At 69.8% G+C, this 19,237-nt stretch carries 16 protein-coding genes; 2 read left to right on the top strand and 14 right to left on the bottom strand.

Translation table 11 applies throughout. The features are described from left to right. Positions 1 to 23 precede the first annotated feature (23 nt). The 14 genes from ABZX02_RS07230 to fabG all read right to left on the bottom strand — a co-directional run bounded on the left by ABZX02_RS07230 (position 24) and on the right by fabG (position 14,227). Positions 24 to 1,142: an acyl-CoA dehydrogenase family protein gene (locus tag ABZX02_RS07230; RefSeq protein WP_355295704.1), complete on the bottom strand. Its 1,119-nt coding sequence runs from the start codon at positions 1,140 to 1,142 to the stop codon at positions 24 to 26. Between the two features lie 51 nt (positions 1,143 to 1,193). Beyond that, on the bottom strand, positions 1,194 to 2,081 hold the full coding sequence (locus ABZX02_RS07235; protein WP_355295706.1) for a HAMP domain-containing sensor histidine kinase: 888 nt from the start codon (positions 2,079 to 2,081) through the stop codon (positions 1,194 to 1,196). Then, positions 2,081 to 2,773 carry a response regulator transcription factor gene (locus ABZX02_RS07240; protein ID WP_355295708.1) on the bottom strand — a complete coding sequence of 231 codons (693 nt, stop codon included), beginning with the start codon at positions 2,771 to 2,773 and terminating at the stop codon, positions 2,081 to 2,083. Before ABZX02_RS07240 ends, ABZX02_RS07235 begins: the two co-directional genes overlap by 1 nt. 153 nt (positions 2,774 to 2,926) lie before the next feature. Then, entirely contained in the window at positions 2,927 to 5,191 is a 2,265-nt protein-coding gene (locus ABZX02_RS07245; protein WP_355295709.1) for an MMPL family transporter, read from the bottom strand. Between the two features lie 134 nt (positions 5,192 to 5,325). Then, the gene (locus ABZX02_RS07250) at positions 5,326 to 6,195 is read right to left on the bottom strand and encodes an AraC family transcriptional regulator (RefSeq protein WP_355295711.1); all 870 of its coding nucleotides are present in this window, start codon (positions 6,193 to 6,195) and stop codon (positions 5,326 to 5,328) included. Positions 6,196 to 6,212: 17 nt separating this feature from the next. Next, positions 6,213 to 6,692: a MaoC family dehydratase gene (locus tag ABZX02_RS07255; protein ID WP_355295713.1), complete on the bottom strand. Its 480-nt coding sequence runs from the start codon at positions 6,690 to 6,692 to the stop codon at positions 6,213 to 6,215. Further along, on the bottom strand, positions 6,689 to 7,498 hold the full coding sequence (fabI, locus tag ABZX02_RS07260; protein WP_355295715.1) for an enoyl-ACP reductase FabI: 810 nt from the start codon (positions 7,496 to 7,498) through the stop codon (positions 6,689 to 6,691). Before fabI ends, ABZX02_RS07255 begins: the two co-directional genes overlap by 4 nt. 9 nt (positions 7,499 to 7,507) lie before the next feature. Beyond that, the gene (locus ABZX02_RS07265) at positions 7,508 to 8,737 is read right to left on the bottom strand and encodes a beta-ketoacyl-[acyl-carrier-protein] synthase family protein (protein ID WP_355295717.1); all 1,230 of its coding nucleotides are present in this window, start codon (positions 8,735 to 8,737) and stop codon (positions 7,508 to 7,510) included. Beyond that, on the bottom strand, positions 8,734 to 8,976 hold the full coding sequence (locus ABZX02_RS07270; RefSeq protein WP_355295719.1) for a phosphopantetheine-binding protein: 243 nt from the start codon (positions 8,974 to 8,976) through the stop codon (positions 8,734 to 8,736). Before ABZX02_RS07270 ends, ABZX02_RS07265 begins: the two co-directional genes overlap by 4 nt. 24 nt (positions 8,977 to 9,000) lie before the next feature. After that, positions 9,001 to 9,477 (bottom strand): SRPBCC family protein, encoded by a 477-nt coding sequence (locus ABZX02_RS07275; protein WP_355295721.1) that lies wholly within the window; start codon positions 9,475 to 9,477, stop codon positions 9,001 to 9,003. A 16-nt stretch (positions 9,478 to 9,493) separates the two neighbouring features. Next, positions 9,494 to 10,726, bottom strand: a complete 1,233-nt coding sequence (locus tag ABZX02_RS07280) for an aminotransferase class III-fold pyridoxal phosphate-dependent enzyme (RefSeq protein ID WP_355295722.1) — start codon at positions 10,724 to 10,726, stop codon at positions 9,494 to 9,496. Next, positions 10,726 to 11,829 (bottom strand): acyl-CoA dehydrogenase family protein, encoded by a 1,104-nt coding sequence (locus tag ABZX02_RS07285; RefSeq protein WP_355295837.1) that lies wholly within the window; start codon positions 11,827 to 11,829, stop codon positions 10,726 to 10,728. The genes ABZX02_RS07280 and ABZX02_RS07285 overlap by 1 nt, the downstream gene beginning before the upstream one ends. Positions 11,830 to 11,840: 11 nt before the next feature. Further along, positions 11,841 to 13,472, bottom strand: a complete 1,632-nt coding sequence (locus ABZX02_RS07290) for an aldehyde dehydrogenase (protein WP_355295724.1) — start codon at positions 13,470 to 13,472, stop codon at positions 11,841 to 11,843. 14 nt (positions 13,473 to 13,486) lie between these two features. Then, a complete protein-coding gene (gene fabG, locus ABZX02_RS07295; RefSeq protein ID WP_355295726.1) occupies positions 13,487 to 14,227 on the bottom strand; it encodes a 3-oxoacyl-ACP reductase FabG in 741 nt (246 codons plus the stop codon). A gap of 158 nt (positions 14,228 to 14,385) precedes the next feature. Between fabG and ABZX02_RS07300 the strand changes: the two genes are divergently transcribed. Both ABZX02_RS07300 and ABZX02_RS07305 read left to right on the top strand, forming a co-directional pair. Further along, positions 14,386 to 18,090 (top strand): amino acid adenylation domain-containing protein, encoded by a 3,705-nt coding sequence (locus ABZX02_RS07300; RefSeq protein WP_355295728.1) that lies wholly within the window; start codon positions 14,386 to 14,388, stop codon positions 18,088 to 18,090. Continuing rightward, complete coding sequence (locus ABZX02_RS07305) at positions 18,087 to 19,226, top strand: OzmP (RefSeq protein ID WP_355295730.1); 1,140 nt, start codon at positions 18,087 to 18,089, stop codon at positions 19,224 to 19,226. Before ABZX02_RS07300 ends, ABZX02_RS07305 begins: the two co-directional genes overlap by 4 nt. Positions 19,227 to 19,237: the final 11 nt, after the last annotated feature.

The following is a 19,237-nucleotide window of genomic DNA, read 5'->3' on the forward strand; positions in this document are numbered from 1 at the left end:
TCACTCACCTGATGTCTGTCGGGCTACGGGATGCGCAGCGGTTCACCGCGAAGCCGGTCGAGCAACGCGCCGGACGTGCGGGCGCGGGCGGGCGGGTGGAAGGCCAGCGCGCGGCACGCGGAGTTGAGGTAGGCGACGTCGCCGGAGCCGATGAAGGCCATGCCGCCCAAGGCCTCCACGCACAGGCCGACGACCTGGTCGATCGCGTCCTGCGCCGCGTAACGGACCGCGAGCGCGTCGGCGAGGGCGTCCTGGTCGGGCTCGCGGGCGGCCACGCTCTCGACCGCGAGCATCGCCGCCTGCACCGCGGTCGCCGCGTCGGCACGCAGCCGGGCGTCGACCTTTTCGTTCTGGAGCACCCGTTCCACCAACGCCGACGCCGCGCCGAGGTAGCTGGCGGTCATCAGCAGCTCGAACCACACGAACCCCACGGTCTGGAGGTGGTCGAGCTGCCCGTCGGACGTCACGCCCGTGCGAACGACCAGTTCCTCGGGCACCTCGACGTCGGCGAGGACGACCTCGTCGCTCTCAGCGCCGGCGAGGATCGGGCTGGTCCAGAAGGGCCTGACCGAGACGCCGGGCGCGTCCGCGGGAACCAGCGCGACCGCGAGCTGCGCGGTGCCGTCCGGCCCCGGCAGCGAGACCGAGGCGGTGATCAGGTTCATCGAGCGGGAGAGGCTGCACGGCTTCTTGCTGCCGTTCAGGAAGACCTTGCCGCCGTCGACGCGGGCCACGATCGACGGCGAGAGGATGTGCTGTCCCGTGCGGCCCTCGGCGAACGCGGAGGCCAGCAGGAGGTTGTCCTTGGCGATCGCCGACAGCAGCAACCACTCCATGCCGTTGCTGGTGCGGGCGGTCTCAGCCAGTGACGCCACGGAGAAGTGGTGCATCGTGGTGGCCACGGCGACCGACGGCGAGCGCGCGCCGAGCGCGCGTTGCACCCGCACCATCGCGAGCAGGTCGGCGCCGTGGCCACCGTGTTCGGCGGGCACCAGCAACGCGGCGCCGCCGTGGTCTCGGAACAAGCCGATGCCGGGACCGCCCGGCTGCTCCAGCTCGGCGAGCGGTACGGCCGCCAGAGCGTCGTCCAGTCCGGGGAGCAGTCGCTCCAGCTGGTCTCGTTCGCGTCGCAAGTACTGCATGCCAACAACGTTAGGAACTGGCCGTGCAGCGTCCGGCCAGGACAACAACAGCTATGTGTAAGGGATTGCTGAATCTTCCCTGTCATCCACTGTGGAGGCGCGCAGCACGAGGACAGCGTCAGTCCCCTTGCCGGGAGCGGGATTCAGGGCGAGCCACCCGTCACTGGCTCGGGCGAGTCCGGCCGCGATCGACAGACCGAGGCCGGCGCCATCAGTGTCTCTTCTTTGTGCACCACGCCAATAGCGTTCGGACGCGCGTGCCGCGTCGGCCGGGTTCATGCCCGGCCCCTCGTCTCGGCAGAACAACCGGACTTGATGTAACGAGGATTCCGCGAACAGCTCGATCGTCGACCCCACAGGTGAGACCCGCAGGGCGTTGTCGATGAACACGTCGAGGATCTGGTCGACGGCCGCGGGCAGCGCCGTCGCCCACAGGCCCGTGCAGGGCTTGATGATCAGATCCACGCCCGCGACCGCCGCGATGGGCCGCCACGACGCCATCCGGTCCTCGAGCACGGCGGCGATGTCGACGGGCTGCCGCGCGTGTTCGCGACCCTCTCCCCTGGCCATCGTCATCAGGGCGTTGAGGATCAGGCTCATCCTGGTGGCTTCGCGCAGGGCGCTCTCCATCTTGCCAAGGCCTTCGGGCACCACGTGCGGTTCGAGGTTCTCCAGCCGCAACCTCAAGGCCACCAACGGGTTGCGCAGCTGGTGCGAGGCGTCGGCCACGAACGACCGCTGGAAGTCGTGCAGCTCGACCAGTCGCTCGCCCAGGCCGTTGACCGCGGTGCCGAGAGAGCCGGCCCGCTGGAGTCGTGTCGTGTAGGTGCCGGCGGTGAACTCGTCCAGGACGTGGCGCACCCGGCGAAGTCGGCTCGCGAGCACGATCGTTGCGCTCAGAAGGCTGGCCAGGGCGAGCAGCAGGACCGCGTAGCTCATCAGGAGCTCGTCGTGGTGGGCACGGCCAGGCGGAATCCCACGCCCCGCACGGAGGTGATCCAGTCCCGGTCGCCGAGCTTGGCGCGCAGGGAGCTGACGTGGACGTCGAGCGTGCGGGTCGACCCGTGCCAGTGCGGGTCCCAGGCCTCGTTGATCAGGTCCTCCCGGTGCCGCACCGCGCCGGGGTCGGCCAGCAGCGCCAGCAGGAGGTCGAACTCCCGGCGGGTCAACGCGATCTGCCGTCCGTCCACACTGGCCTTGCGGGTGCGCGGTTCCACCGCGAGCGGTCCGAGCTGGATCGGGCTGTCCCACTGCCCGGGCTCGCTCGGTACCGCGGTGCGCTGCGATCTCCTGCTGACGGCGTCGATCCTCGCCACCAGCTCCCGCGTGCTGAACGGCTTGACCAGGTAGTCGTCCGCTCCGGCCTGCAGGAGCAGCACCCGGTCGATCTCCTCGGTCCGCGCGCTCAGCACCATGATCGGCACCTGCGAGGACTCCCGCAGCCGGTGGCAGACCTCCTGGCCGTCGAGGTCCGGCAGGCCGAGATCGAGCAGGACGAAGTCGGCGTGCTCGGCGGCGTCGACCGCCTGGGCGCCCTGGGTGATGTGGTCGGTCGTGTGGCCGAAGCGGACCAGTGCCTCGCGCAACGCGTCCGCGACGTGGTCGTCGTCCTCGATGAGCAAGATCCGCACTGCGTCGCCCCTCCGCCGGCCGGTGCGGCACAGACGCACCGCACCTTCCAGTGTCGAAGCGCTGGGGGCGGTTTTGTCAGCGCTCGTGAACAAACGGGTCCGGGGCCGGCTCTCCGAGGGGGTCCTGGGGGGAAGAGAGCCGGCCCCGGTTCGCTACCGCGCTTCCGACAACCCGAACTTGTTGTGGAAGGCGCGGAGCCATCCCGGCAACCACCAGTTGCCGTTGCCGCACATGCGCATCAACGCGGGCATGAGCGCGCCTCTGATCAGAGTGGCGTCCACGATCACCGCGATCGCGAGCCCCACACCGAGCAGCTTGACCGGCGTCAGACCCGAGGTCGCGAAGGCGAACAGCACGACCGCGACGATCACCGCGGCGGCCGTCACCAGCCTGCCCACCCGTTCGAGGCCCCACGCGACCGAGGCGACGTTGTCACCGGTGAGCTCGTGGTGCTCCTTGATGCGGGACAACATGAACACCTGGTAGTCCATCGACACGCCGAACGCCACGCAGAACATCAGGATCGGCATGCGGATGTTGACGTTGTCGGTGACGATGAAGTCGCCGACCAGCCAGCGCAGGTGGCCCTCCTGGAAGATGAAGACCATCGCGCCGAACGTCGCGGTGAGGCTGAGCAGGTTCATGAAGATGGCCTGCAACGGGATCAGCAGGCTGCCGGTGAACAGGAACAGCAGGATGAACGTCGTCACCGCGATGAACAGCAACACCCACGGCAGCGCACCACCGACGTTCGTCCGTGCGTCCACCAGCTGCGCGGCCTGACCGCCGACCAACCGGTCCGTCGACGGCGAAGGCAGGTCTCGCACCTTCGCCACGAGGTCACCGCCCTGGGGCGAGTACGGCTCGGGCTCGGAGATGATCGACACCCAGGTCCCGACCGGGGCGTCGAACCGCGCCGAGCTCGGGTCCGGCGGCGCGACCTGCTCACCCTTGATGTACGAACCAGTGGCCGCGTCGACCCGCGTCACGCCGCTGATCTGCGAGAGCTTGGTGGCGTAGTCGCCGATCTTCGTGGAGTCGGCCTGCGCGGGCACGCCCGGCAGCACGACGGTGAGCGGCGAGTCCTCCTTGCTCGCGTAGTTGTCGCGGATGTACTGCGCGGCAACGTGCGCGGGCGCGTCGGGCGGCAGCACCCGGTCGTCCGACTCGCCGAACTTGGCACCCAGGAACGGCGATCCCACCACGAGCAGCAGCGCCGTCACGATCAGGAAGAACGGCAGCGGCCGCTTCATCACGATCAACGACCAGCGGTGCCAGAAGCCACTGCTGCCGTCCTCCGCGGTCTTCTTCTTGCGGGACTTGAACAGCCCCTGCAGGCTCAGCGCGTCGACCTTGCGTCCCAGCACCGACAGCAGCGCGGGCAGCACGACCACCGCTCCGAGCGCCGCCAGCGCCACGACCGAGATGCCGGCGTAGGCGAACGAACGCAGGAAGTTCATGGGGAACAACAACAGCGACGACATCGACACCGCGACGGTCAACGCAGAGAACACGACGGTCCGGCCCGCGGTGCGCACGGTCGTTCCGATCGCCTCCCGCACGTCGGATCCGCTCGCGAGCTCCTCGCGGAATCTGGTGAGGATGAAGAGGCTGTAGTCAATGGCGAGGCCGAGTCCCAGTGCAATGGTGATGTTCACGGCGAACACCGAAACCGGCACCATCATGTTGAACACCTTCAACATGACGAGCGCGCCGACCACCGCGAGACCACCCACCGCGAGCGGTGTCAGCGCGGCGATGACACCGCGGAACACCAGCAGCAGGATCAGCAACGTCAGCGGCGCGGCGATGAGCTCGGCACGCACCAGGTCCTCGTCGCTCTGGGTGTTGACCTCGGCGCGGACCTGCGCGACGCCGGTCGCCTCGACGGTGAACCCCTCGCGCTGGCCGACGATGCCCGGCACGATGCGCGTGGTCGCCTTGCTGACCTCGTTCTCGTCGCCCGCGAGCCGCACGAGGATCATCGCGGACTTGCTGTCCTCACCACGCAACGGCGGCGCGTTGTTGAGGCTCCAGAACGACTCCGCCTGCACCACACCGGACTCCTTGGAGAGCCGGTCGGTGAGGTCGGTGCCGAACTTCACGGCGGCAGGGTCCTCGACGGACCCCGGCGTCTTCACCAGGAACACCAGATGTGGTGCGCCTGCCTTGAAGTCCCTGTTCAGGATGTCGTCAGCGCGGGTCGCCTCCGCGTTGGTCGCGGTGATCCCGCCCTCGGACAGTCTCTCGGTGACGTCCGATCCGAACGGCAGCGCGAGTCCGATCGCGACGACCACGGCGACCAGCACCAGGATCCGGCGCCGGAAGACGCCGTGTCCGATGCGTTCCAGCAGTGAGCGCTTCGCGCCCTTGCCGATGCCGGGCGGCGCCTCCCGCTCCTTCTGGTCCGCTTTCATCTCTGCTCACTCCTCGGTGAAACTCCTGCGAGCCGGGTGATCGTCACCCGACAGCAGAAGTCTGCGGGCGAGACCCGCCCCGAGACTTGTAAGAAACGGCTATACCCACCAGGGGTACACGCCAGTGATGTGCACTAAGTGGCGCGGCCGTGCTTTTCGGGGACGTCCATGCATCCCACGGTGACCTTTTCGCAGTCCTCGCTCGGGGGATGCGAGGACACCGCCCTGGCGAGCAGGGACGGTGCGAGGCCGAAAGTGCGGCGGGTGACGTTGGTCAGGTGTGCGGAGTCCGTGAACCCCGCGGTGTGCGCGGCCTCGGTCAGCGTGGAGCCACCGAGCACCGACTCGACGGCGCGCTGAAGCCTCAGCCACAGCACGTACCGCCGGAACGACAGGCCGATCTCCGACGCGAACAGGTGCCGCAGCCGGCTGTCCGAGATGCCCACGGCAGCGCTCACCTCAGCGAGCGACACCGGACCGCTGATGATCGTCGGCAGGTACTGGATCGCGTCCTCGAGCACTGGGTGGCCGGCAACGCCGGTGACGACCCGGCAGTCGACGCCGAGCGCGCCGAAGATGCGGCACACCAACGCTTCCGGCTCCTGGTCGTCACGGCTGAGCAACGCGGGTGTGAGCGTGCGAGCCGCTTCCGCCCACGCCGTCACGGAAGACGAGAAGCCGCGGGCGGCGAGCTCCCGGCCGGTGGTGCTCTCCGGTTCGAGGTAGAGCATCACCGTGCGCGGGTTGCCCTCGACGATGGCGTGCGGTTCGTTCGCCGGGATGACGGCGGCCTGGCAGCGCTGCCGCCGGCCCTCGCCATCGCGCAGCTCGACCTGGCCGTCGGCGACGACGATCTGGATCGCGTGGTGGGCGTGCTCGGCCGCCTGGCCGACCGCGCCGAGGTAGAGCTGCCACCCCGGCCGGATCACGCCGAACCCACCGCTCCAGGTGCCGTCCGCCATCAGCCTCCCCTGTCCACGCCGGTCGCCGTACGTCGGCTCCATTGTGACAGGGGCACACATCAGACGGTCGATTCGTCCGATTCAGCGACGTGGGCGAACGCCCTCACCTGTGCCGTCAGCGCCACCTTGCCGGTGTTCTCGACCTCGACGCTGATGCCGAACACGATCTCGGTGAAGCCCTTGATCCGCGGCGTGACCGACACCAGCTCGGCAGTGGTGCGGATCCTCGTGCCGGCGGTGACCGGCGCCGAGAACCTCAGCCGGTCCATGCCCTTGTTGAGCAGCATGTCCGTGCCGCCGACCTCGACGATCTCGCCGAGCTGCGACACCGCGATCGAGATGGTCAGCATCCCGTGCGCCACGGTGGCGCCGAACGGGCCTTCCTTGGCCCGCACCTCGTCGACGTGCACCCACTGGGGGTCGTCGGTGAGGTCGGCGAACACGTTGATCATCTGCTGGTCGACCAGCCGCCACGGGCTGGTGCCCAGCGTCGTGCCGGCCTCGGCGATCATCTCGGCGGGCGAGCTGTAGCGCTTCATGGAGTCTTCTCCCGGTTGAGCCAGGTGCCGGAGACACTGGTGGCGATGGCGTGGGCGCCCCCGTCGACGTGGATCAGCTCGCCGGTGACCAGCGGCATCCAGTCGGAGAGCAACGAGCAGACGACCCTGCCCACGGGTCCGGCGTCGCGCACGTCCCAGCCGAGCGGCGCCCGGTCGCCCCAGAGCTCCTCGAGCAGGTTCTGGCCCGGCACGGAACGGGCCGCCACGGTGTGCAGCGGGCCGGCCGCGACCAGGTTGACCCTGGTGCCGTCGCGGCCGAGGTCGTAGGCGAGGTAGCGGTTGCAGCTCTCCAGCCCCGCCTTCGCCACACCCATCCAGTCGTAGCCGGGCCACACCTGGCGGGCGTCGAAGTCGATGCCCACGAGCGAACCGCCGCCGGACTTGGCGAGCAACGGCCCGAACGCGGCGCCGAGCGAGGCGTAGGAGTAGGTGGAGATCTGCAACGCCGTGGCGACGTCCTCCCACGGCGCGGTGAGGAACCCGCCGCCGAGCGCGGTGGCCGGTGCGAAGCCGATGGCGTGCACGACGCCGTCGACCGCGCCCCACCGCTGTTCCAGGTCGGCGACGACGGCGCCGACCTGGTCCTGCTCGGTCACGTCCATCTCCAGGACGTCGCACGACCGGGGCAGCCGGTCCGCGGTGAGTTTCGTGAGCCGCAACGCCTTGCCATGCCCGGTGAGCACGACCTCGGCGCCGGCCTCCTGGGCCATCCGCGCGACCGCGTATCCGATGGAGTCCTCGGTGAGGACTCCGGTCACGAGGATCCGTTTGTCCTTGAGCAGCATGGTGTTCCCCTACTTGGTGAACACGACGACGGCGTTGGCGCCGCCGAAGCCGAACGAGTTGTTGATGGCCACGTGCACCGGCATCCGGCGCGGCTCCCCGGTGACCACGTCGAGCTCGATCTGCGGGTCCTGGTTGACCAGGTTCGCCGTGGCGGGCACGAGTCCCTGTTCGACCGACAGCACCGCGCAGACGGACTCGATCGCGCCCGCGCCACCCAGCGAGTGGCCGACGCTGCCCTTGACCGACGTGACGACCGGACGGTCGCCGAAGATCCGGCGCACGACCTTGGCCTCGTTGAGGTCGTTGAGCGGCGTGGACGTGCCGTGGGCGTTGACGTGGTCGACCTCCTCCGGGCTCACCCCCGCGTCGGCGAGCGCCATCCGGATGGCGGCCTCGGCACCGGAACCGTCCGGGCGGGGCGCGCTGACGTGGAACGCGTCCGAGGTCGAGCCGTAGCCGCTGAGCTTGGCCCGCACGTGCGCACCGCGGGCCAGGGCGTCGTCCATCCGCTCCAGCACGAGCACGCCCGCGCCCTCGGAGGCGACGAAGCCGTCGCGGTCGACGTCGAACGGCCGGGAGGCGGCCGCCGGGTCGTCGCAGCGAGTCGACATCGCGCCCATGCGGGCGAAGCCGGCGGTGATGAGCGGACTGAGCGCCGACTCCGAGCCACCCGCGATCACGACGTCGCAGATGCCCTTCTGCAACAGGTCACGAGCCGTGCCCAGCGCTGTGACACCCGAGGCGCAGGCCGAGGACACGCTCCAGCTCGGGCCACGGGCACCGCAGTCCATCGAGACGAACCCGGTGGAGCCGCCCTGCCCGATCATCGGGATGAGCATGGGCGTCACGGCGGACACCCCGTCCTCGCGCAACGCCGCGAGCTGGGCTTCGTACGTTGGCGTGCCGCCGAGCGCGTTGCCCATGATCACGCTGACCCTGGCGCCGTCCCACGTGGCCGGGTCCAGCTTCGCGTCGGCGACCGCTTCCCGTGCCGCGTAGAGCGCCAGGTGGGTGAAGCGCTCCTGACGCCACGCGCTGCGGCGGTCCAGAAGCTCGGCCGCGTTGAAGTCCGGCACGCGGCAGCTGAAGTCCACCGGCAGGCCGAGCCCGGCGAGACCGGGGTCGGTGGTGGCGGTGGGCTCGCCGCGCAGGATGCGTTCCCAGGAGGCCTGGACGCCGATGCCCGCCGAGGTGACCAGGCCGACCCCGGTCACCGCGACGTCGAAGGTGCCGCTCATCCGGCGACCCCGACCTTGCCGTCGATCAGGCCGGCGAGGGTGCCGATGGTGTCGCTCGGGGAGACGTCCTCCTCGCTGATCTTGATGCCGAACTCCTTCTCGGCGACCATGCCCAGCTCGATCAGCGCCAGCGAGTCGAGGTCGAGGTCGGTCAGCTTCGAGTCCTCGCTGACCTCGCCCTCGGTGATGCCGAAGCGGGAGACGAGGACGGTGGTGAGGCGTTCGATGGTCGTTGCCATGGTGGTCACCTTCGGTTCTGGTGGTTACTCGGACTGGGCGAGGCTCAGCGCCTCGGGATCGGTGGCCTTGGCCAGCACGACGCCGTCGAACAGGCCGTCGAGGATGTCGCCGACCACGCGCAGGAGCAGGCGTTCGGCGATGGGGTCCATGGCTCCGGCGAGGCTCTCGATCCCGAAGTCGTAGGTGACCTCGAAGACGATCTCGCTGCCGTCGCCGGACGCGGCGACCCGCCAGGTGCCGCGGAAGTCGGCGAAGTCGCCGTCGATCTGGTCGAACTCGACGCACAGGTTCTCGTGGTCGAAGACCTCGCGTTCGGTCCAGCTCAGCAGGCCCTGGCGGAACTCCACGGACCAGTCGGTGCGCCGGGGCTCACCGGGGTGCTGCGTGATCGACCTGATCTCCTGGCACAGCTCGGGAAACCGGCTGAAGTCGCTCAGCCGGTCGAAGGCGTCGGCCGGCGCGCACGCGGGCACGGTCGCCCGCAGCTCGATGCTCCTCATTCGTGGGAACTCCTCATCAGTCGCACCAGCGCGCGACCTTCGTGGCGGCCCGTTCGACCGCGTCCAGCAGGAACGCGACGTCCGAGCCGGTCAGCACGGCGGGCGGGGTGAAGCGCAGGACGTGCCCCTCGTTGAGCGAGTGGTTCGCGACCACGCCCTCCGCGACCAGGTCGACCATCAGCAGCGTCGGCACGTCCGGCGTCGCGAACTCCAGGCCGATCAGCAGGCCCTCACCGCGGACGTCCCGCACGTGGTCGCCGAGCACGCGGGTGACGACGGCGCGCAGTTCGGGCAGCAGCTCGGCGCCGAGGTGGCGAGCACGGTCGACGAGCCCGTCCTCCCGCACCGCCGCGATGGCGCCGATGACCGCCGCCATGCCCAGCGGGCTGCCGGAGAACGTCGAGGTGTGCAGGAACGGGTCGCGGTCGAACTCGCTGTAGGCGTCCTCGGTGGCCACGGCCGCCGACACCGGCAGCAGGCCGCCACCGAGCGCCTTGCCCGTCAGCAGGACGTCCGGCGTGACCGACTCGGCGTCGGCACCCCACCAGCTCCCGAGCCTGCCCATGCCGGTCTGGATCTCGTCCAGCACGAACAGGGCGCCGAACTCCTGGCACAGCGCCGAGACCTCTTTGAGGTAGCCGGAAGGCGGGATGATGACGCCGGCCTCACCCTGCACGGGCTCCAGCACGACACAGCACTCCCCCTGTGCCGCAATGAGCTCGGCGCGGATGGCGTCCACGTCGCCGTAGGGAACGTGCGTGACATCCGGCAGCAGCGGCTGGAACGGGCGTTGGAACGCGTCCTTCGCGGTGAGGCTCAACGCTCCGAGCGTCTTGCCGTGGTAGCCGCCGTGCGCGGAGATCAGCTTGCGCTTTCCCTTGCTGCGGGCCATCTTCACGGCCGCTTCGACGGCCTCCGTGCCGGAGTTCGCGAAGTGCACCTTCGTGAGTCCGTCCGGGACTACCGACGCCAGCTCCTCGGCGGCGCGGCCCATCGACGGTTCGAAGAACAACCGCGTCGCTACCGGGTGCGTGGCGAGCTGGGCCGTCACCTCCTCGACCACCCTCGGGTGCCGCGAGCCCATGATCAGCACGCCGTACCCGCCGCAGTTCAGCAGCCTCCGACCGGACCGGGTGTGCACCCAGGCACCGGACGAGGAGACCTCCTCCTCGCCGCCGAGCAGCTCGGCGAGTGCCGCGCGGCCTTTGCCCAGGTGTGCCCGGTACCGGAGCTGCGTCTCGGTCGTCATCAGCCGGCCGTGAAGTAGTCGACGATCGACTGCGCGGCGCTGCTGCGCGACGGCGGGTGGAACGAGATGCCGTGCGACGCGGCGGCGAGGTAGGCGACGTCCGACGAGGACACGTATGCCATGCCGCCGAGCAGTTCGACCGCGCGGTTGACGACCTCGCCGATCGTCTGCTGGGCCGCGAACCGCGCGACCTGTGCCGCCGCGAGCGTGACGTGGATCGGGTCCCCGGCGATCAGCTGGCGCGCAACGGATTCCGTCGCCAGCGCGGCCGCCTCGATGCGGACGGCGAGGTCCGCGCGGTCGGTGACGGAGCCGCGGCCGCGTTCCAGGACGCGCCGCACCAGTTCGCTCGCGATGCCGGTGTAGGCGGCGCTGACCGACAGCTGGAAGTGCACGAGCCCGGTCATCTGCAACGCGATCGCCGCCTCGATCGGCGGCGCGACCATCTGCTCGGTGGGCACGAAGACGTCCGCGAGCCGGACCTCGTCGCTCTCCGCGCCGGCAAGCACGAAGCTCGACCAGAACGGGTGCACCGAGAGGCCCTCGGCGTCGGCGGGGATCACCGCGATGCCCAGACCGGTGACGCTGTGCTCGGGCGGCAGCGCGACGCTGGCCGTCATCAGGTTCATCGACCGCGAGAGGCTGCACGGCTTCTTGCTGCCGCTCACCAGGAACCCGCCTTCGACCGGCGTCGCGGTCATCGTCGGCTGCAGGATGTCCTGGTCGGTGCGGCCTTCCGCGAAGGCGGACGAGAGCAGCAGATGGTTCTGCGTGATGGTGTCCAGCAGCGCCGGGTTGACGCCGCTCTCGGCGCCGAACGACACCGCGGCCACCATCGTGCTGACCGAGAACTGGTGCATCATCGTCGCGACGGCCGTGGACGGGGCGACGGCGGAGAGTGCGCGCATGACGCGGACCGCGTCGAGGGCGTCCGCACCGAGGCCGCCGTGTTCCTTCGGCACCAGCAGGTTCGTGCCGCCGAGCTCGCGGAAGATCTCGATGCCGGGGTTCTTCTCGGACTCGAGCTCGGTCAGCTGCACCTCGGCGAGCTTCGCGCGCAGCCCCGGCAGCAGCCGGTCGAGCGTGGTCCGGTCGGTCTCCATGAACTGCACTGCTACTCCTTGGTCTGGGCGGGACCGCCGGCGACGAGGCGGTACGAGTCGAAGACGGCGTCGAGGGGCCGGACGTCCTCGGCGATCGAGACGCCCTGCAGGTGGGAGGTGCGCAGGGCCGGGTAGTTGGCCTCGCCGAACGCGCCACCGGTGAGGCCGGTGCCGCCGTGGGTCGGGAGGTACGGCGCGAAGCCGATGTGCGAGTCGTTGACCTTGAGCAGGCCGCCGTTGCGGATCCGCCGGACGAACTGGTCGATCACCGCGGGGTCCTTGCTCCACAACGAGTTGCGCAGGCCGTAGCGGTTGCTCTCGACGAACGCGATCACGTCGTCGAGCAGGCTCTGGTCCTCCGCTTCCTCCGGTACGACAACGGGGAGGAGGGGGAAGAAGGTCTCCTCGCGGACCATTTCGACGTCTCGGCAGTCCGCAAGACCATCCACGCGCAGCACCGTGGGCTCCAGGAACATCCCGGTGTCGGAGGGTGTGCCGTCGACCTCCAGCCGCCGTCCGCCGCGCACGAGCTCGGCGCCGTGCTCCAGCGCGTCACGTACATAGCCGAAGAACCTCTCCGTGCGCATGACCGGGGACAACAGCACGCCGTCCTCGTCCGGGTAGCCGGGCTGGACCTTCTCCAGCGCGTCGTCGAGCGCGGCGAGCAGGGCGTCCGCGATGCGCGGATGCGCCACGACCTGGTTGGGCACCATGCAGATCTGGCCGGAGCCGTAGAACGCCTCGGTGAGCGCCTGGGCGGCGAGTTCGACGTCAGCGTCGTGCCAGACGACCACGCAGTCGTTGCCACTCAGCTCCAGGATCGGCTTCTTGCCGGCCTCGACGCACTTCCGCTCGACCTCGAGGCCGCGTTCGACGCTTCCGGTGTAGAAGATGTCGTCCACCAACGGGCTTTCCAGCCACGCGTCGATGGTGCGGCCCGGCCGGGCGCAGAACACGTTGAGCGTGCCGGGAGGCGCACCCAGCTCCTCCAGCACGGGCGCGACGAACTCGCGCAGCAGGTACATCACGCCGAGCGGTGCGCTGCGCGGTGCCCGGACGACGATCGCGTTGCCCGCCACCAGCGACATGCAGCCGAGCAGCGCGCTCGACGCGGGCGCGTTCTGGGGCGGGTTCACGCACACGACGCCATCGGCGACCCTGCGCACCATCAAGCGACGGGGCCCGACCGAGAACTCCTGGCACAGCTGCGTTTCGAACCACTTCAGCATGTCGTCGCTCGCTGCGGTGAGCATGCCGGACACCTGCCACTGCGCGAGCAGCCTCGGGTTGCCCTCGGCGATCAGCGTGTCGACGATCTCGTCGTGGCGAGCGCGGACTCGTTCGCGGATCATCGCCATGCCCTCGATGCGGGTCCGCAACGGAGTCGCGGCCCAGATCGGCGCGGCCTCGGCGGCGGCCCGCAGCGCGGCCTCGTTGACGTCGTCCCCGGCCACCGCGCACCGTCCGACGATCCGGTCGGCGAACTCGGCGGGGTCGGTGGTGCCGGCGTCGAGCTTGCGCTTCAGCGTCAGCGCGGCGAACACGTCCTCCAGCACCGAACGCGCGCTCACGGTGTAGAGGTGGCGGTCAGAGGGGACGTCCTGCCCGCCGACGAACGACGCGTAGGTCGGAACGGTCTTCATCTGCTGCCTCTCGCTCACAGGCTGATGCCGCCGTCGACGTGGACGATCTGGCCGGTGATGAACTCGGCGCGCGGCGAGACGAGGAACGACACGAGGTCGGCGACCATGTCCGGGGTGCCGAACCGCCGCTGCGGCGTCATCGCGAGCGCGGCCTCGCGCACCTTGTCGTCGAGCTCGGCGGTCATGTCCGTCTCGATGAACCCCGGCGCGACCGCGTTGACCCGCACGCCGTGGGCCGCGACCTCCTTGGCGAGCGAGCGGGTCAGGCCGTTCACGCCGGCCTTCGCGGCGGCGTAGTTGACCTGCATGGCGCTCGCGCGGTCGCCGACGATGGACGAGACGTTGACGATCGCGCCCGCCTTGCGGCGCATCATGCCGAACGTCACGGCGCGGCAGAGGTTGAACGTGCCGGTGAGGTTGGTGCCGAGCACGGTGTCCCAGTCATCGGCGGACATCCGGAAGAACGCGCCGTCGCGCACCACGCCGGCGGAGTTCACCAGGACCGCGATCGGCCCGAGCTGTTCCTCGACCTGCTCGGCGAACGCCCGTGCCGAGGCGAGGTCGTTGACGTCGCAGATCTCGTGCACGGCGTCCGCGCCCTCGGCCCTGACCAGCTCCAGGGTCTCCTTGACGTGGTCGTCGACCGAGCGCGAGCAGAACGCGATGTCGTGGCCGTCCGCGGCCAGTCTGACGGCGACGGCTCGGCCGATCCCGCGCGATCCTCCGGTGACGATCGCGCACGGACGCTCCGACATCGGTTCCTCCCGGCTGGTGTGGTGACGGGGCGATCGCCCTTCACGGCCACAGACCCGGCCGGGTGCGGCGGAGATACCAAGACGGCAAATTCGTCTCCGGCGTATCAAAACCGGTGCGGCCCCCCACTGTGGGAGTGCGACGTGAAGGAGCCGCACCCATGACCCGACCATCCACTTCGGACGAACCGCGCGTGCTGAGCGAGCTTCAGCACAGCATGTTGCTGCACAGCCTGAGCGCGCCCGAGGAGGGCAGCTACGTCGTGCAGTGCACGCTCGCGCTGGCCGAGCGCGTCGACGTCGAGGCGTTCGGCGCGGCACTGCGCGCCCTGGTCGCCGCCCACCCGGTCCTGCGCACGGTGCTGGCCCCCGCCGGTCCTCACCAGATCGTGCGCGCCCACGCCGAGTTCTCCATGCGCGTCGTGGACTGGCGCGACGGCGATCCTGCTCAACGCCTGCGCGACCACCAGCTCGCCGACAAGCACCAGCCGTTCGACTTCTCCGTTCCGCCGGTGCGTTTCCTGTTGGCACGCACAGGATCCGAGAAGCACCACTTCCTTCTCACCGTGCACCACGCGCTCGTCGACGGACGATCGCTCGCCGCGATCGTGCACGAGCTCGTGGTCCGCTACGACGCGTTCCGCACGGGTAGCGCTCCGGATCTCCCCAAGCGGGTTCCGTTCAGCGAGCACCTGGACTGGCTGGCGCAGAAGGACTTCCGCACGAGTGAGGCGTTCTGGCGCACTCACCTCGCCGGGTTCACGGCAGCTCCCCGGTCGGGCGGCTCCACCGGCGACAGCGGCTACGGCTCGGTCTCCGGTTCGCTGCCGGAACAGGCCACGGCGGCCGTCGAGCAGCTCGCGCGGGAGAACCGCATTCCCGTCAGCGGGTTCGTGCAGGCTGCCTGGGCGTTGCTGCTCTCCCAGTACCAGGGCCGTGACGACGTGGTGTTCGGCGTGACCAGGTCCTGCCGTTCCGGGGTTCCCGGCAGCGGGTCGATGCTCGGCCTGCTGATCAACACCCTGCCGCACCGCGCTGCCGTCGACCCCGCGCACACCGTGATCGACTTCGTGCGCGAGCTGCGGGACCGGCACGAACTCGTGCAGCGGCACGAGCACACGCCGCTCAGCCTCATCCGCACGTGGGCGGACGTGCCCGCGTCGATGCCGTTGTTCGAGAGCATCCTGGTGTTCGAGGACTTCGTGGTGGACACGTTGTTCCGCCGGCAGGGCGGGCGCTGGGAGAACGTCCGCACGACCTACCGGGACCAGGTGGGAGTCCCCCTCACCCTGAACGCCTACCGCGACCGAGAACTCGCCTTCTCGCTCGGCTACGACCGTTCACGGTTCGACGACGCGGCCGCCGCGCACCTGCTGGAGCACTTCGTCGCGTTGCTCGAGGAGATGGCCGCCGACCCGACCCGGTTGCTGGGCACCCTGCCTGGTCCGTCCGACCCCATCGCCGCCGCGCAGGCGGCCGACGAGTTCTGGGTGCGCCGGCTGGGCGGTCTTCAGGCACTTCGGCTGCCGCACGAGCAGCCGTCCGCGGTGCCCGCCGACGAGTACGTCTCCATCGAGGTCGACGCGCTCAGCGACGAGGCCGGTGTGCTCGCGTTCCTCGCGAGGATCAGCGGGCAGACCGGGGGTTTCGATGTGGGCCTGGACCAGGGTGTGCTGCGGGTGCCGCCGCTCACGGACGCCTTCGCCTCGGCAGTGCGCACCGAACTGGAGCTCGCCCGCGCGTTGCCTGAGTGCCGTGACGAGGTGTGGGCCCGGCCAGAACTGGCCGGTGCGGCCGACCTCAGCCGCGACGGGCTCCCGGTCAGCCTCGACACCTCTCCGCGACCGGGCACGACCCTGTCGATCTCCGTCGCGGACGACGGCAAGACGGTCTGGCGGTTCTCGGCCCGGCACTTCGACCCGGCCGTCGCGAACGACATCACCAGCCGGTTCGCCGAGTTCACTTCGACGGGGTCCCTGCTCACGGCGGCCGACCACGCGCGGATGGCGGCGGAGTGGGCGAGCGTCCGCAGCGACTACCCACGCGCGAAGTGCGTGCACCAACTGATCGTCGAGCAGGCCCAGCGCACTCCCGACGCGCCTGCGGTGATCTTCGGGGACACCACGCTCACCTACGCGGAGCTGGACCGCCGGTCCGCCGACGTCGCCGCCTTCCTCGTCAGGCGTGGTGTCGCCGCCGGCTCGCTCGCCGGGGTCTACCTGCGCCGGTCGGCCGACCTCGTGGTCACGCTGCTCGGCGTACTGCGCGCGGGTGCCGCCTACGTGCCGCTCGACCCGACGTACCCGCCCGCCCGGATCAGGGCGATGGCCGAGGACGCGGGTCTGGCCGTGCTGCTGACCGAGTCGGCGTTGCTGGACGACGTGCGGGACTTCCCGACGCACGTCGTGGACGTGAGCCGGGAGGACGTCACCGGCCTGGGCGAGAAGTTCCGCCACCGCGCCGACGCGAACAGCCTCGCCTACGTCATCTACACGTCCGGCTCGACGGGCAAGCCCAAGGGTGTCCGCATCGGGCATCGCGCGCTGACGAACTTCCTGTGCACCATGGCGGAGCAGCCGGGGTGCACGGCGGAAGACCACCTGCTCGCGGTCACCACCGTCTGCTTCGACATCGCCGGGCTGGAGCTCTACCTGCCGCTGATCAGCGGTGGACGGGTCGAGATCGCCACCGGGGACACGGCGGCGGACGGGTTCGCGTTGCTGGACCAGCTCGGCCGCAGCCGTCCGACGATGATGCAGGCGACCCCGGCCACGTGGCAGATGCTGCGCACGGCGGGGTGGCCCGGCGACCCGGACCTGCGCGTGCTGTGCGGCGGCGAAGCTCTGCCGCAGGACCTGGCCGACTTCCTCTCCGGGTCGTGCGCCGAGGTGTGGAACCTCTACGGCCCGACCGAGACCACGATCTGGTCCACAGTGGACAAGGTGGCCGCCGGGCAGCCGGTGACGATCGGCAGGCCGATCGCCAACACCCTCCTGCACGTGCTCGACGCGTCCGGCGCTCCGGTGCCACCGGGAACGCCCGGCGAGCTGTACATCGGCGGGGACGGTGTGGCGCAGGGATATCTGCACCGTCCCGAGCTGACCGCGGCGCGGTTCGTGCGCGCTCCGGAAGGCCTGCCGTCCGGCACGCTCTACCGGACCGGCGACCTGGTGCGGCAACGCCCGGACGGGCGGCTGGTCTACCTCAACCGGATGGACAACCAGGTGAAGGTGCACGGGCACCGGATCGAACTGGGTGAGATCGAGTCGCGGCTGCGCGGCCACGAGTCGGTGTCCGATGCCGTGGCGATCGTGCGCGAGGACTCCCCCGGCGACCGGCGCATCGTCGCGTACCTGGTCGCGCGGCAGAAACGTGCGCAGGACGCGGAACTGCGGGACTGGACCGCTACGGAGCTGCCCGGCTACATGGTGCCGGCGACGTTCGTGTGGCTGACGGCCATCCCGCAGACCGACAACGGCAAGGTCGACCGCAAGGCGCTGCCCGCGCCCGCCGCCCCGGTCGCGTTGTTCGTCGTGCCGCGGTCCGACACCGAACGCGCGGTCGCGGGCGTGTGGCAGGAGGTGCTGGGCCGCGGCGACGTCGGACTCGACTCGGGTTTCTTCGATCTGGGCGGCAACTCGTTGCTCCTGATGCAGGTCGTGAAGAGGCTGCGCGACGAGTTCGGCGTCCCGGTGACGCGGGTGGACATGTTCAGCCACCCCACCGTGCGTGCGATGGCAGGACACCTCACCGCGAAGACACCGGCGCGGGCGAAGGCGGATACCGGACGACGCACGGCGGGGCTGGCAGAGCTGCGCGCGTTGCGCCCGGTCAGGACACCAGGAGACGGGGAGCCCCGGAAGTGACCTCATGCAAGGTGTGTTCCCTGGGGGCGCAGCACCCCGGTGTGACGCTGGACGACGACGGCCTGTGCAACCTGTGCAAGCTCACGATGGCGACCGAGCTGGTCGAGAACTTCCGCTACACCAGCGAGAGGTACCGGGAGTTCGTCACCGCGGGTCCGGCCACGTCCGGTGAGTTCGACTGCCTGTTCATGTACAGCGGCGGCAAGGACAGCACGTTCATGCTGGACCGGTTCGTCAACGGCATGGGCAAGCGCGTGCTGGCGTACACGTTCGACATCCCGTTCGAGAGCAGGCACTCCGTCCGGAACGTGCGCGAGATGCGGGACAAGATCGACGCAGAGTTCCTGCTCGACTCCGACGACGACGGCATCACGAAGGTGATGGCGGAGATCTTCTCCCGGTCGCCCGAGAAACCGGGCAAGTACCTGGACGAGAAGCTGCCGTGCCACTCGTGTCGGTCGTTCTTCCTGATCCGCGCGATCCTCGTAGCGTTCGAGCGGAAGATCCCCTACATCGCGTTGTGCGCGGACCCGCAGCAGATCCTCACGATGGAGTCGGACGTCCGGAAGGTCGTGCAGGGCTTCTACCGCACGTTCGGACCGAAGCTCACCGACGAGGTGTTCAAGGGCCGCGTCGAGGAGATCCTCTTCGCTCCCGAGGAGGACCTGCCGCGGATCGTGTTCCCGTACATCGGCTCGCGCTACGACTACGACCCGGACCAGATGGTCGCGGAGATGAAGGACAAGGGGCTGTACAACGCCTCACCGCTGGAGACCCACTGCCGGCTGTTCGGGCTGCTGAACCTGTACTCGTACACGCACTGGGGCAGCATGTACTACAAGATCAACGCGGCCAGCCACCTGCGCGCCTCGCACCGCAACCCGGAGATGCAGCGCACGTCGTTCAGCCTCAAGTTCCCCAAGGCGCTCAACGTGATCGAGCTGGAGGACCGGCTGCGCACCGTCCTGTTCGCGATCTCCGCCGGAGAGGGCGATCCCGCCGCGCACGAACGAGAGCTGATCGAACTCTTCTCGATGCTGGGCGCCTCCGAAGACGCCGCCGCCAACGTAGCCCGCACGTGCCTCGACCTGCGGGAGACCGCGGCCGAGTTCGGCCTCGCGCTGCCCCGCCGCTGACCCGACCACCC

This window comes from Lentzea sp. NPDC003310, from assembly GCF_040610935.1.
GTDB lineage: Bacteria > Actinomycetota > Actinomycetes > Mycobacteriales > Pseudonocardiaceae > Lentzea.